Source organism: Neisseria sp. HMSC078H04 (assembly GCF_001838135.1).
Classification (GTDB): domain Bacteria; phylum Pseudomonadota; class Gammaproteobacteria; order Burkholderiales; family Neisseriaceae; genus Neisseria.
Genome location: NZ_KV835822.1, coordinates 161,925 through 176,259, shown reverse-complemented (window position 1 = coordinate 176,259; position 14,335 = coordinate 161,925). Strand labels below are relative to the sequence as shown.

The following is a 14,335-nucleotide window of genomic DNA, read 5'->3' as shown; positions in this document are numbered from 1 at the left end:
TTCTCTTATTTAAATGTTAATTTGGGTGTATCGTGAATCCATTGTATAGCAAATTTTTGTAAACTGCCAATGCTGCCGTCCGATACATTTCAAACCAGAAAACAGCCGTCCGTATCCGCTGCGTGGCCGGTGTCTGTAAAATGCCGTAAAATATTGACTGTCAAAATAGAGGCGAGAACCCCATGATCGAATTCCCCAACCAGCCCGATTTTCCTGAACAACACACCGCCGTCGCCGTCGGCACCGTCAACATGAGCCAGCAGGCGATACGGGTGTTGATAGAGAATGCCACCGAAAAGGCAAGTATCCTGACCATCGCCCGCGTTGCCGCCATTCAGAGCATCAAACAGACCGCCAACCTGATTCCGCTGCACCTGCCCGGACGCATCATCGGCGTGCAGGTTGATTTCGATATTAACGTTGAGCTGGCCTGCCTGAAAGCCACATTAACCGTCCAAGCGCACAGCAACGGCAGCATTGCCACCGAAGCCCTGACCGGCCTCAATTTGGCACTCTTGAGCGTTTACGACATGATGAAAGACGTTGACCGCAATATGATGCTCAGCGGCATCCGCCTCGAATCCGAAACCAGCAGCGAAGGCCGTCCTTTCCTGTTTGACAACGCATACGAAAATATTAATTTCTAAACCACTCAGGCCGTCTGAACGTTGGGTTTCAGACGGCCTTATTATTATGATGAACGATCAACAACTTTTGCGGTTCAGCCGCCATATCCTGCTTGACGAAATTGGTATCGAAGGCCAAGAAAAACTCTTGGCCGCCCATGCGCTCGTTGTCGGTTGCGGCGGGCTGGGTGCGGCGGCCTTGCCGTATCTTGCCGCCGCCGGTATCGGCCGCCTGACGATTGCCGATGCCGATACTATCGACGAAACCAACCTTCAACGCCAAATCACGTTTACCGAAGCCGACATCGGTAAAAACAAGGCTTTGGTCATGCAAGGCCGTCTGAAACAGATCAACAGCCAAACACATATTACCGCCATTGCCGAATTTCTCGATGAAGCCAAGCTTGTCGAATTGGCAAATGCCGCCGACATCATTCTTGATTGTTCCGACAATTATCCCACACGCCAGGCGGTCAACCGTGCCGCCGTTGCCACGCGCACGCCTTTGGTTTCCGCCGCGGCCGTCGGCTTTGACGGACAAATTGCCGTGTACCGTCCCGATCTTCCCGATACGCCTTGCTATGCCTGTCTGTTTGACGGCGAACAAGCCAGCGACGGCGCTTGTGCATTGTTCGGCGTTTTTTCACCATTGGTCGGCGTTATCGGAACGACCCAAGCCGCCGAAGCGCTTAAAGTGCTGATCGGTATCGGTACGCCGTCGCACGGCAAACTTTCCACCTATAACGCGTTGAGTGGAAAATGGCAGCAATACGGGGTAAGACGTAATCCCGAATGCCCGGTTTGCGGCGGCCGTTAAAGACAAAAAGCAGGGTAAGGGTTTCGACATTGCCTAAGCAACCCGCTAGAGTAATCATACTTATCTTTCATTAAACTTGTAGGAAGGCGTTTCTTCCCTTTTCAGACGGCCTGTGGCACGATATGATTCAATGATTAATAAATTTTTTGAGGCCGTCTGAAAAAGGATAAGGAGAAACCGGCTTAATGAATATTATTCGTGCCTTATTGGTGGTATTGGGTTGCCTGGCTTTGGGCGAGACGGCCGTTTGGATTTTGGGGTTGAAGCTGCCGGGCAGTATTGTCGGCATGGCTTTGCTGTTTGCCGCGCTTCAGGCAGGCTGGGTCAAATTGTCTTGGGTGGGAGAACTGGCAGACATTTTGATGGCAAACCTGACTTTGTTTTTGGTGCCGCCTTGCGTGGCCGTCATCAGCTATTTGGATGTGATTGCAAACGACTGGTTTTCGATTTTGACGGCCACAATCGGCAGTACGATCTGCGTATTGTTGGTAACCGGCAAAGTGCATGAGTGGGTCAGGAGGCTGATGTGATGGGCGATATCGACAATTTGTTGCGTATGCCCGTGCTTATGCTGTTTCTGACTTTGGCCGTTTATGCTTTGGCGGTGCAGATTCGGGTGCGCACGGGAAACGTTTTGTGCAATCCGGTATTGATCAGCACGCTGGTGTTGATGGGGTATTTGAAGGTATTTGCCATCGATTACGAGCTGTATCACGACGCGGCGCAGTTTATCGATTTTTGGTTGAAACCGGCGGTCGTATTGCTGGCCGTGCCGCTTTATCGAAATTGGGACCGTATCCGCAGCCAGTGGTTGCCGGTGGTATTGTCGCAGTTGGCGGGCAGCGTAACAGGCATTGTTACGGGCGTATATTTTGCCAAATGGCTGGGCGCTTCACGCGAAGTGATTCTGTCGCTGGCTTCCAAATCCGTGACCAACCCGATTGCGATTGAAATCACGGCATCGGTCGGCGGTATTCCGGCGATTACAGCGGCAACGGTGATTATTGCCGGACTTTTTGGCCAGATGGCCGGATATAAAGTGTTGAAAGGGGCGTTGTATATGCCTTCTTCAGTGGGAATGTCTTTGGGTACGGCCTCGCATGCGATGGGTATTGCGGCGTCTTTGGAATACGGCCGCCGTATGGCCGCATATGCCGGCTTAGGTTTGACGCTCAACGGCGTGTTGACGGCGATATTGGTGCCTATCTTGATTCCCTTATTGGGCGTATAGCGTTTAGGCCGTCTGAAAATAGTGTAAACAGGAGAAAATGATATGGCTGTAAATTTGACTGAAAAACGTGCAGACGAATTGTTGGAAATCGACGGCATCCGTCTGTTTACAGGTCGTGCCGGCATCAAGCAACAAGACCGCGACGATTTGACGCTGATGGTGTTGGGCGGCGGTCATACGGTGGGCGCGGTGTTTACGCAAAACCGTTTCTGCGCCGCGCCGGTGCATATTGCTAAGTCGCATCTGTTTGACCAAGACGGTGTGTGTGCCTTAGTCATCAATACGGGCAATGCCAATGCGGGTACCGGCGCACAAGGCCGGTTGGACGCGATTAAAGTGTGCGCGGCGGCGGCAGAACAGGTCGGCTGCCAATCCAATCAGATTATGCCGTTTTCGACCGGCGTGATTTTGGAGCCACTGCCTGTGGATAAAATTGTGGCTGCTTTGCCGCAAGTGCGCCCTGCATTCTGGTCGGATGCGGCTCGTGCCATCATGACGACGGATACTGTACCGAAAGCCGCTTCACGCACAGGCCTGGTAGGCGAAAAACACACAGTCCGCGCCACCGGCATCGCCAAAGGCTCGGGCATGATTCATCCGAACATGGCGACCATGTTGTCGTTTATCGCCACCGATGCCAAAGTGTCCCAACCGATTTTGCAACTGATGACGCAAGAAATCGCAGACGAAAGTTTCAATACGATTACCGTGGACGGCGATACCAGTACCAACGACAGCTTCGTGATTATGGCGACAGGCCGTTGCGGTCAGAGCGAAATCGACAATACCGCCGATCCGCGCTACGCGCAGCTCAAAGCCTTGCTCGGTTCGCTGGCATTGGAATTGGCGCAGGCGATTGTCCGTGATGGCGAGGGCGCGACCAAGTTCATCACGATTGAAGTGCAAAACGCGAAAACCCGCGAAGAAGCGCGCAAGGTGGCTTATGCCGTCGCCCATTCGCCTTTGGTGAAAACTGCTTTCTTTGCCTCCGACCCGAACTTGGGCCGTCTGTTGGCAGCCGTCGGCTATGCCGGTATTGAAGACTTGGACGTCGATGCTTTGAAAATGTGGCTGGATGACGTGTTGGTTGCCGAAAATGGCGGCCGCGCGGAAAGCTATACCGAAGAAGCAGGACAAGCGGTGATGAACCGTCCGGAAATCACCGTCCGCATCGATTTGCAACGCGGCGATACGACGGCGGCCGTCTATACCTGCGATTTGTCGCACGAATATGTGTCGATTAACGCGGATTACCGTTCTTAAAAACCTTTATTCTTGTTTTCAGACGGCCTTTGAGAAAAGCATCAAGGCCGTCTGAACACATTGACTGCGTGTTTATGATGAAATTTCCCCAAACTTGGGCGGCGCGCCTCGCCCACAAAATCCGCCAAACCAAACGCCTGTCGAAAAAGAGCATTGCCCTTCTGTTTTTGCTGGCAGGCTCGGCGCTGGTTGCCCTGACGGCTTTGATGTTTGCGTACTTGGCGGATTTGGCTTTGGAATGGAACGCTTTGTTGGTAGGGAAATATCCGTGGTTTGCGTGGGTGGCTTTGCCGTTGGGTTTGCCGCTTTTGGCGTGGTTTACGCGCAAATTTGCGCCGTACACTTCCGGCAGCGGTATTCCGCAGGTCATCGCTTCGTTGTCTTTGCCGTATGGCGCGCAGAAAACCCGTTTGATTCGTCTGGGCGAAACCTTTTTTAAAATTCCGCTGACGTTTTTTGGCATGATTTTGGGGGCGTCGATCGGCAGGGAAGGGCCGTCTGTGCAAGTGGGTTCGGCGGTCATGAACGCTTGGGGTGCGTGGTGTAAAAAGCACGGGCTGGCGTTTAGGGGCATGCAGGAAAACGATTTGATTGCCGCAGGCGCGGCCGGTGGTTTGGCGGCGGCGTTTAACGCGCCTTTGGCCGGCGTGGTGTTTGCCATCGAAGAATTGGGGCGCGGCGTGATTTTGCGTTGGGAACGCCAAATCCTGATGGGCGTGTTGGCGGCCGGTTTCATCCAAGTGGCGATACAGGGCAACAACCCGTATTTTTCAGGGTTTCAAGGGCATGAGCTGCCAAACATGCTGATGTGGGCCGCGGTGTCGGGCATCGTCTGCGGCGTGGCTGGCGGATTGTTCGGCAGCTTTTTGTATCGCGGTGCGGCGGCATTCGCACCGGTGCGCTGGCGTAGTTTCATCCGCCGTCATTTGTTGGTGGTCGCCTTTGTAATGGGTATCTTGTTGGCGTTGCTCGGTACGTTTTATCAAGGTAAAACCTATGGTACGGGCTATCACGAAGCCGCAGCTGCACTCAAAGGCGCATATGAAGCGCCGTTCGGCTTGGCCGCCGCAAAATGGGCGGCAACCGTGTTCAGCTATTGGGCAGGCATTCCCGGCGGCATTTTCACGCCTTCTTTAACCATTGGCGCGATGATAGGCGAACACATGGCTTCTTTTGCGCAACTGGGCGACGCGTCCAATGTCGCGGTTTTGCTCTGCATGGCCGCATTCCTTGCCGCCGCGACCCAATCGCCGTTGACCGCCGCCGTGGTGGTAATGGAAATGACGGGTGGACAGAATTTACTGTTTTGGATGCTGCTGACTTGCATCTTCGCTTCGCAAGTCTCGCGCCAATTCTCGCCACATCCGTTTTATCACGCCGCAGGTTTGCGCTTCAGACGGCATATCGAAGCCGAAAGCGGACATGTTCCGCATGAGAAAAAAGAATAGATAGGCATACAAAAGGCCGTCTGAAAATCAGATTTCAGACGGCCTTTTGTATGTCGTTTAAAGCTGTATTGAGGTTTATTTAAACAGCAAAATCAGCAGCAAAACAACCGCAATCACAGCCAACCAAAGGCTTTGGCGTTGCTGCACTTTGACCAAATGCACATAGGCATCGCGCATTTCCTGCTGGCGGTTTTCATCAACCAACGCACTGATTTTGCGCGGCAGGGAAGGGATGATTTGCGCCCAGTCGGGGGCTTCGTTTTTTAGGTTGCGCCAAAGGGCTTTGGGGCCGACCTGTTCGTTCATCCAGAGCACCAAAAACGGTTTGGCGGTTTTCCACAAGTCCAAATCGGGATCAAGCTGGCGGCCCAAGCCTTCGATGTTGAGCAGCGTTTTTTGCAGCAACACAAGCTGCGGTTGGATTTCGACATTGAAGCGGCGGCTGACTTCAAACAGGCGCATCAGCACCAAGCCGAAGGAAATCTGCGAAATCGGTTTGTTGAACACAGGCTCGCACACGGCGCGGACAGCGGCTTCCAATTCTTCCGCACGCGTGTCGGCAGGTACCCAACCCGATTCGATGTGGGCGGTGGCGACGCGGTGGTAATCGCGGTTGAAGAAGGCGAGGAAGTTGATGGCGAGATAGCGTTTGTCGTAATCGGTCAGCGTGCCGACGATGCCGAAATCAAGGGCGATGTAACGGTTGTCGGCGGCGACCAGAATATTGCCGGGGTGCATATCCGCATGGAAAAAGCCGTCGCGGAAGACTTGCGTGAAGAAGATTTCCACGCCGTAATCGGCAAGTTTGTGCAAATCAATGCCGTCGGCTTTGAGTTTGGCGATGTCCGATACCGGTGTGCCGTCCATCCATTCGATGGTCAGTACGTCGCTGGTGCAGTAGTCGTAAAACACCTTCGGCACAATCAGCATATCGCTGTTTTGGAAATTGCGACCGAGCTGGCTGGCATTGGCGGCTTCGCGCATCAAATCCAATTCGTCGTGCAGGTATTTGTCAAATTCGGCCACCACTTCGCGCGGCTTCAAACGCTTGCCGTCTGAAAACAAATGCTCCACCCAGCCTGCACCAAAGCGCATCAGCGACAAATCCTGTTCGATAACGGGTAAAAGGTTGGGGCGTAAGACTTTCACGGCGACCTGTTCGCCCGAATGCAGGCGGGCTTTGTGTACTTGGGCGATGGACGCGCTGGCGACAGGCTCGGTTTCAAATTCCGCGTATAAAGTGTCGATGGATTGTCCCAGTGATTTTTCGATTTGCGAGCGTGAAAGTTGCGCGTCAAACGGCGGTACTTTGTCTTGCAGCCTTGCCAGTTCGACCGCGTAATCATGCGGAATCAAATCGGGGCGCGTGGACAATACCTGTCCGAATTTGATGAAAATCGGCCCCAGGCTTTCCAACGCCAAACGCAGGCGCACGGCAGGCATCTCGTGTTTGAACTTGGACGACTGCGGCAGCATATTGAGGAAAGTCCGCGCCCAACCCGGACGGACCAGCGAGGCAATCAGCTCGGCAAGGCGGTAGCGGTAGAGCGTGCAGAGGATGGTTTTAATGCGTTTGAGGCGGTTCATGATGGACGCAGATAAATCGAAAAAACAGAATTATATAGGAAAAACGGGTAAGGGCTTCAGACGGCCTGAGACTTTTGCAAAAACATTTGCCGCATAGCTAACAATTTTATAGAGGCTCAGGTTTTGCCATCCCAATAAAAAGACGAATATTCACATCATAAATATTCGTCGGCTACTTGCCCAAACCGCCGATTCAAGACATAATCGGGAAATGTGCAGGAGAGTGTTACAACCAACTACAATGTAACCACCGAAGGCGCAGACACCCTTAAATCGCTCAGGTATCAGGGACTGCACATTGAAACAAACAATCTGGAGAGCGGCGTTTGAATAACGTCCACCGAAGGGGAGAAGGCCGTCTGAACCACCATTCAGACAACCGCGCAAAGCAGTGAGCAGACTGGTTTGCCATCATGCGGATACGGCCGAAAATCTCAGGTTCAAGGACAGATAGGGTCATCCGCGCACAGGTGCGCGGGCGGCATCTGAACAAAAAATCCGGAGAAACTTGAGAATGACTGCTCTGAAAACCACCCCATTTCATCAAGCCCATCAAGATGCAGGCGCGAAGCTGGTAGATTTTGCCGGCTGGGAGCTGCCCATCCATTATGGTTCACAAATCGCCGAACACGAAGCCGTGCGCACCGACGCCGGTATGTTTGACGTATCCCATATGCTCGTTACCGACGTAGCAGGCGCAAATGCCAAAGCCTTTTTCCGCAAATTGATTGCCAACGATGTCGCCAAACTCGCTTTTGTCGGCAAAGCCCTTTATTCCGCTTTGCTCAACGACAACGGCGGTGTGATTGACGACTTAATCGTTTACCGCACCAATGAAGCCGAAACCCAATACCGCATCGTGTCCAACGGCGCGACCCGCGAAAAAGATACGGCGCAATTCCACAAAGTCGGACAAGAGTTCGGCGTTGCCTTCAATCCTCGTTACGACCTCGGCATGCTTGCCGTACAAGGCCCGAAAGCCATCGAAAAACTCCTGACCGTCAAACCTGAATGGGCAGACGTGATTCACGGCCTCAAACCGTTCCAAGGTGCAGACTTGGGCAACGACTGGTTTGTCGCCCGTACAGGCTATACCGGCGAAGATGGCGTCGAAGTGATTCTGCCGGGTACTGAAGCCGTCGCATTCTTCAAAGCCCTGCAAGCAGCAGGCGTACAGCCTTGCGGCCTCGGCGCACGCGACACCCTGCGCATGGAAGCCGGTATGAACCTCTATGGCAACGATATGGACGACAATACCAGCCCGCTCGAAGCAGGCATGGGTTGGACCGTTGACTTGAAAGACGAAAACCGAGATTTCGTCGGCAAAGCTGCCTTGTTGGCATTGAAAGAAAAAGGCGTTGCCGTGAAACAGGTCGGCCTGTTGCTCGAAAAAGGCGGCATCCTGCGCGCGCATATGGAAGTGTTGACCGATAAAGGCAAAGGCGAAACCACCAGCGGCGTATTCTCGCCCAGCCTGAAACAATCCATCGCCATCGCACGCGTACCGAAAGACTTTGACGGCGATACCGCCAAAGTGCTGATGCGCGGCAAGGAAGTGGACGTACGCGTACTGAAGCTGCCGTTTGTACGCAACGGACAGAAACAGTTTGATTAATATCGGTTCAGACGGCCTTTATTTGTTAAGGGACGTCTGAAAGTAGGTTTTAAGGAATTGTTGTTTCCTATGAAAGCAACCTTTGGCAGTTTATTGTTGTTATTGATGTTATCGGCTTGCGCTTCGTCTGCCGGCGAGCGCGGATTGATGTTTTTCGATACAGAAGGAAAATCCCGTACTGCAACATTTATGAAAACTGTCGGCAGCAATGGAAAGATTGCCGGCGAGGTGATGATAGACGGAGAATATGCTCTTGATATTATCCGCATGAATGATGATTTGAGTATTGCCGTGCAAGATAATAAGGGTAGAAGCCGTGCTTCCGACCTGAAATCGTTGTCGCAAGCGAAATCATTTACCCTGTTTGCGTTCAGCCGTTATGCAGGAACAGTTGAAGTGGATAAAGTATCGGCTGTTACAGGCATTTGTGCAGATTACCGCAGCAAGGGTCTGAAGGTTACCGTTGCAGACAATATGAGGTCCAAACAAGGAATCGTTGTATTCCGCGCAAGTGGCGTAATGGCAAGTAACAAGCGCAAGATAAACGAAGCATATTTGGATTATTCAGCATCCCCTAAACTTCCTTCCGCCCAAAAGCAAAAATTGGAACAAGATAAAAACAATATGATTGCCGTCTATTACGGACGCTTGGAAGAATTAATCTCACGAGGTATCTGCGCACGCTAAGCTGTGCAGATGCCGTCTGAAAATAACCCCCTATCAATGGAGTATCAAACCATGAGCAACATCCCAGCAGAACTGAAATACGTTGCCAGCCACGAATGGCTGCGCCTTGAAGAAGACGGTACCATCACCGTCGGCATTACCCATCACGCGCAAGAGCTGTTGGGCGATATCGTGTTTGTCGAGCTGCCCGAAGTTGGCGCAAACCTGGCTGCCGAAGAGCAAGCCGGTGTGGTTGAGTCTGTGAAAGCAGCGTCCGATGTGTACGCGCCGATTGCAGGCGAAGTCGTTGCCGTCAACGAAGATTTGCCAAGCGCGCCGGAAACTGCCAACAGCGACCCTTACGGCGCAGGCTGGTTCTTCAAAATCAAACCTGCCAACCCTGCCGATTACGACAGTCTGCTGACTGCCGAACAATACGCAGGCGAAGTAGCTTGATTTTTGCAAACATCCAAACAGGTTTTATGCCTGTTTGATATTGCAGGTCTTAGGTCGTCTGAAAATACTTTCAGACGGCCTTTGTTTCAATTTTTCCCAATAAACATGAATTACTGCGAATTTGTCGCCACGCTACCCGACGATACGGACAATCCCAACAAACATTATCACGACACGCAATACGGTTTTCCGATTGAGGACGACAATGAATTGTTTGAGCGGCTGGTGTTGGAAATCAATCAGGCAGGATTAAGCTGGACGCTGATGCTGAAGAAGCAGCAGGCATTTCAGACGGCATTTAAAGGTTTTGACATCGATACGGTCGCCGCATTTGACGAAGCCGATATTGAGCGACTGCTTGTCGATGCAGGCATCGTCCGCAACCGCCTGAAAATCAACGCAGCCATTTATAACGCGCGACAAATCAAACAAATACAGCAAGAATACGGCTCATTCAAAAACTGGCTGGATACACACCATCCGCTCGACAAGGCTGAATGGGTGAAGCTGTTTAAAAAACATTTCAAATTTGTCGGCGGCGAAATCGTCGGCGAATTTCTGATGAGTACCGGCTACCTGCCCGGCGCGCATGTGGAAAACTGTCCGGTTTATAGGGAAATATTGGCATGTCGTCCAAAGTGGGCGGGGGCCGTCTGAAACAACATCAGCAAGAAAAAACAGTGTTGATATCGATAACACCGAAGGAGTAGAAATGAAACTATCTGAATTGTTCAACCCGAACGAATTTGCTGCGCGCCATTTGAGCTTTGGCGACGAGGCTGCGCTTTTGGAAGCGCTCGGAGAGAAGAGCAAGGATGATTTTGTCGGCAATACCGTGCCGCAAAGCATCCGTATGCCGTCCGAACTCGATTTGCCCGAAGCGTTGACCGAGGCGGACGCGTTGGCGAAATTGAAAGGCATCGCGTCGAAAAACGTGATCAACAAGTCCTATATCGGTTTGGGCTATTATCCGACCCGCGTGCCGAACGTGATTTTGCGCAACGTATTGGAAAACCCGGGTTGGTACACCGCCTACACCCCGTATCAGGCGGAGATTGCCCAAGGTCGTTTGGAAGCTTTGTTGAACTTCCAACAAGTGTGTATCGATTTGACCGGTTTCCCTGTGGCAGGCGCGTCTTTGCTGGACGAGGCAACTGCCGCCGCTGAAGCGATGGCGATGGCGCACCGAGTGGGCAAAGTGAAATCCGAGCGTTTCTTTGTGGATGCGCGCGTGTATCCGCAAACTTTGGACGTGATGAAAACCCGCGCCAAATATTTCGGCTTTGAATTGGTGGTCGGCGATTTTGCCCAAGCGGATGAAGGCGAATACTTCGGCGCGCTGTTCCAATACGTCGGCAAAGACGGCGACGTGCAAGACTTGCAGGACGTTATCGGCCGTCTGAAAGCAAAAGGCACAATCGTTGCTGTTGCCGCCGACATCATGAGCTTGGTTTTGCTGAAATCGCCTGCCGAGTTGGGCGCGGATATTGCTTTGGGCAACACCCAACGCTTCGGCGTCCCGATGGGCTTCGGTGGTCCGCACGCTGCTTATTTCGCGTTTAAAGACGAGTTCAAACGTTCCGCTCCAGGCCGCATCATCGGCGTATCCAAAGACGCATCGGGCAAACCTGCCTTGCGCATGGCGTTGTCCACCCGCGAACAACACATCCGCCGCGAAAAAGCCACGTCCAATATTTGTACGGCACAAGCATTGCTGGCGAACTTGGCCGGTATGTATGCCGTTTACCACGGCCCTGAAGGCGTGAAACGCATTGCCAACCGCATTCATGCGCTGGCTTCTGCCTTTGCCGATGCGCTGGTTTCAGACGGCCTGAATGTGGTTCACAAGGTCTTCTTCGATACCGTTACCGTTGATTTCGGCAGCAAAGAGAAAGCAGACCAAGTGTTTGCTGCTGCTTTGGAGTCGGGTTACAACCTGCGCCGCGTCAACGATACTCAAATTGCGGCTGCATTCCATGAAACGTCGGCATACGAAGATTTAACCGATTTGTACCGCGCGTTTACCGGCAAGGATACGTTCGCATTTGCCGATGATGTCAAAGGCCGTCTGAACGCCGAATTGCTGCGTCAGGACGATATTCTGCAACATCCTGTGTTCAATAGTTACCACACCGAACACGAAATGCTGCGCTATCTGAAGAAACTCGAAGACCGCGATTTGGCGATGAACCGCAGCATGATTTCGCTCGGTAGCTGCACCATGAAGCTCAATGCGACTGCGGAAATGTTGCCGATTACTTGGGCAGAGTTCACCGACATCCACCCCTACGCCCCCAAAGACCAAGCCGCAGGCTACCGCGCGCTTTTGACCGACATGGAAAACAGCCTGAAAGCCATCACCGGTTTTGACGCGATTTCCTTCCAGCCCAACTCCGGCGCGCAGGGCGAATACAGCGGCATGCTCTCCATCCGCCGCTATCAAGAAGCTAACGGCGAGGGACACCGCAACATCTGCCTGATTCCCAAATCCGCCCACGGCACCAACCCTGCGACTGCGGCCATGCTGGGTTTGAAAGTCGTCGTTGTCGATACCGACGAACACGGCAACGTCAACATCGACGATTTGAAAGCCAAAGCCGAGCAATACCGCGACGCTTTGTCCGCCATCATGATTACTTACCCGTCCACCCACGGCGTGTACGAAGAAGGCATCCGCGACATCTGCCGCATCATCCATGAAAACGGCGGACAGGTTTACATGGACGGCGCCAACCTCAACGCCCAAATCGGCATCATGCAGCCTGCCGAAGTCGGCGCGGACGTGTTGCACATGAACCTGCACAAAACCTTCTGTATCCCTCACGGCGGCGGCGGTCCTGGCGTCGGCCCTATCGGTTTGAAAGCTCACCTTGCCCCGTTTGCACCGGGACACGCTTTGACCGACACCCACAGCGCCAGTGCCGACCAAACCGCCGTTGCTGCTGCGGCCTTCGGTTCTGCGTCCATCCTGCCGATTACTTGGATGTACCTGACCATGATGGGCAAACAAGGCATGGAACAGGCGACACGCTGGGCATTGCTCAACGCCAACTACGTTGCCAAACGTCTGAGCGAAGACTATCCGATTCTGTATACAGGCAAAAACGGCCGCGTTGCGCACGAATGTATCGTCGATTTGCGTCCGCTTAAAGCCGAAAGCGGCATCACAGAAACCGACATCGCCAAACGCCTGATGGACTATGGCTTCCACGCGCCGACGGTTTCCTTCCCTGTTGCCGGTACGCTGATGATTGAGCCGACCGAGAGCGAAAGCAAAGCCGAACTCGACCGCTTCATCGCTGCCCTGAAACAAATCAAACAGGAAGTGCTGAAAGTCGAGCGCGGCGAATGGCCGAAAGAGGATAATCCGCTGGTGAATGCTCCGCATACCGCAGCAGATGTAACCGGCGAATGGGCGCATCCATACTCCCGCGAAGAAGCTGTCTTCCCATTGCCGTTCGTTCGCGAACACAAATTCTGGCCGAGTGTCAAACGGGTAGATGAAGTGTATGGTGACCGCAATCTGGTTTGCTCCTGCTTGCCGATTGACGCATACGAAGATTAAGCCTGAAGAGGTTTAAAATTGAACAGGCCGTCTGAAAATGAAAATAGTTTTCAGATGGCCTTTTGTTTGTTAAGATATTCCGCCCGAGAACGTACGTTTGTTTTGGGTAAAACAACAAATAAGACTTTCGGAAAGATAAACGGCGAATGCCTTTGTTTGCGGATAAAACCAAAACGGCTTTCAACAACGATAAACACAAGGCCGTCTGAAAAACAGGAGGATATGATGGACGAACTTTTTATTCAAACGCTGACGATTGCCGGCTCTGATTCCGGCGGCGGCGCGGGCATACAGGCAGATTTGAAGACATTTCAGATGCGCGGCGTGTTCGGTACCAGCGTACTGACAGCGGTTACCGCACAAAATACTTTGGGCGTATCGGCAGTGCATCCGATACCGACCGACATGATTGCTGCGCAAATTGCCGCGATTCAGGAGGATTTCCAAATCCGTGCCTATAAAATCGGCATGTTGGGTACGGCGGAAATCATCGAATGCGTGGCGGAACAAACCGCCGAATGCGACTTCGGCAAACGCGTGTTGGATCCGGTCATGATTGCCAAAGGCGGAGCGCCGTTGTTGGAAAATTCAGCCGTTGAAGCCATGAAACGCCTGCTGTTGCCGCATACGGACGTATTGACCCCCAATCTGCCCGAAGCGCAGGCATTGACGGGTATCAATATTGAAAACCGCCAAGATGCGGAACGCGCCGCCAAAATTCTTCAGGATTGGGGTGTGAAAAATGTGGTAATTAAGGGTGGCCATCTTGCCGACAGCCAAAGCGAATATTGCACCGACTGGCTGTTTACGCAATATGAAACCATCGAGCTGAACAGCAAACGTTTCCCAACGCCGCATACCCATGGCACGGGCTGCACATTTTCTGCCTGCATCACTGCCGAGTTGGCAAAAGGGTTTAGCGTACCCGAGGCGGTTCAAACGGCAAAAAACTATATTGCCGCCGCCATTTCCTATCCTTTGGGCATCGGTGCAGGGCACGGGCCGGTCAACCACTGGGCGTATCGGGATGAATAATGCGTTCAGACCAATTGTAATTGATT

At 52.7% G+C, this 14,335-nt stretch carries 13 protein-coding genes and 1 riboswitch; of the genes, 12 read left to right on the top strand and 1 reads right to left on the bottom strand.

What is annotated here, in order from left to right; genetic code table 11:
• Positions 1-182: 182 nt before the first annotated feature.
• The 6 genes from HMPREF2560_RS01045 to HMPREF2560_RS01020 all read left to right on the top strand — a co-directional run bounded on the left by HMPREF2560_RS01045 (position 183) and on the right by HMPREF2560_RS01020 (position 5,385).
• Positions 183-647 carry a cyclic pyranopterin monophosphate synthase MoaC gene (locus HMPREF2560_RS01045; protein WP_070607056.1) on the top strand — a complete coding sequence of 155 codons (465 nt, stop codon included), beginning with the start codon at positions 183-185 and terminating at the stop codon, positions 645-647.
• A gap of 49 nt (positions 648-696) precedes the next feature.
• Positions 697-1,443, top strand: a complete 747-nt coding sequence (locus HMPREF2560_RS01040; protein WP_199901395.1) for a HesA/MoeB/ThiF family protein — start codon at positions 697-699, stop codon at positions 1,441-1,443.
• Between the two features lie 185 nt (positions 1,444-1,628).
• Entirely contained in the window at positions 1,629-1,973 is a 345-nt protein-coding gene (locus HMPREF2560_RS01035) for a CidA/LrgA family protein (RefSeq protein WP_070607051.1), read from the top strand.
• An 8-nt stretch (positions 1,974-1,981) separates the two neighbouring features.
• Positions 1,982-2,674, top strand: coding sequence for an LrgB family protein (locus tag HMPREF2560_RS01030; protein WP_128580389.1), 693 nt, complete (start codon positions 1,982-1,984; stop codon positions 2,672-2,674).
• Between the two features lie 42 nt (positions 2,675-2,716).
• Positions 2,717-3,937, top strand: coding sequence for a bifunctional glutamate N-acetyltransferase/amino-acid acetyltransferase ArgJ (gene argJ, locus HMPREF2560_RS01025; RefSeq protein WP_070460366.1), 1,221 nt, complete (start codon positions 2,717-2,719; stop codon positions 3,935-3,937).
• A gap of 77 nt (positions 3,938-4,014) precedes the next feature.
• Positions 4,015-5,385, top strand: coding sequence for a chloride channel protein (locus HMPREF2560_RS01020; protein ID WP_070607385.1), 1,371 nt, complete (start codon positions 4,015-4,017; stop codon positions 5,383-5,385).
• 75 nt (positions 5,386-5,460) lie between these two features.
• Here the strand turns inward: HMPREF2560_RS01020 and ubiB are convergent, their stop codons facing one another.
• The gene (gene ubiB, locus HMPREF2560_RS01015) at positions 5,461-6,972 is read right to left on the bottom strand and encodes a ubiquinone biosynthesis regulatory protein kinase UbiB (protein WP_070607044.1); all 1,512 of its coding nucleotides are present in this window, start codon (positions 6,970-6,972) and stop codon (positions 5,461-5,463) included.
• A gap of 206 nt (positions 6,973-7,178) precedes the next feature.
• A riboswitch (glycine riboswitch) is annotated at positions 7,179-7,276 on the top strand.
• 210 nt (positions 7,277-7,486) lie between these two features.
• On the opposite strand from ubiB, the gene gcvT reads away from it, so the two are divergent.
• The 6 genes from gcvT to thiD all read left to right on the top strand — a co-directional run bounded on the left by gcvT (position 7,487) and on the right by thiD (position 14,309).
• Positions 7,487-8,587 carry a glycine cleavage system aminomethyltransferase GcvT gene (gcvT, locus tag HMPREF2560_RS01010; protein WP_070607041.1) on the top strand — a complete coding sequence of 367 codons (1,101 nt, stop codon included), beginning with the start codon at positions 7,487-7,489 and terminating at the stop codon, positions 8,585-8,587.
• Positions 8,588-8,734: 147 nt separating this feature from the next.
• Positions 8,735-9,274: a hypothetical protein gene (locus HMPREF2560_RS01005; RefSeq protein WP_141748406.1), complete on the top strand. Its 540-nt coding sequence runs from the start codon at positions 8,735-8,737 to the stop codon at positions 9,272-9,274.
• A 36-nt stretch (positions 9,275-9,310) separates the two neighbouring features.
• Positions 9,311-9,709 carry a glycine cleavage system protein GcvH gene (gene gcvH / locus HMPREF2560_RS01000; protein ID WP_070607037.1) on the top strand — a complete coding sequence of 133 codons (399 nt, stop codon included), beginning with the start codon at positions 9,311-9,313 and terminating at the stop codon, positions 9,707-9,709.
• 105 nt (positions 9,710-9,814) lie between these two features.
• The gene (locus HMPREF2560_RS00995) at positions 9,815-10,366 is read left to right on the top strand and encodes a DNA-3-methyladenine glycosylase I (RefSeq protein ID WP_070607034.1); all 552 of its coding nucleotides are present in this window, start codon (positions 9,815-9,817) and stop codon (positions 10,364-10,366) included.
• Between the two features lie 55 nt (positions 10,367-10,421).
• On the top strand, positions 10,422-13,274 hold the full coding sequence (gene gcvP, locus HMPREF2560_RS00990; RefSeq protein WP_070607031.1) for an aminomethyl-transferring glycine dehydrogenase: 2,853 nt from the start codon (positions 10,422-10,424) through the stop codon (positions 13,272-13,274).
• Positions 13,275-13,499: 225 nt separating this feature from the next.
• Positions 13,500-14,309, top strand: a complete 810-nt coding sequence (gene thiD / locus HMPREF2560_RS00985; RefSeq protein WP_070873649.1) for a bifunctional hydroxymethylpyrimidine kinase/phosphomethylpyrimidine kinase — start codon at positions 13,500-13,502, stop codon at positions 14,307-14,309.
• The last annotated feature ends 26 nt before the right edge of the window (positions 14,310-14,335 follow it).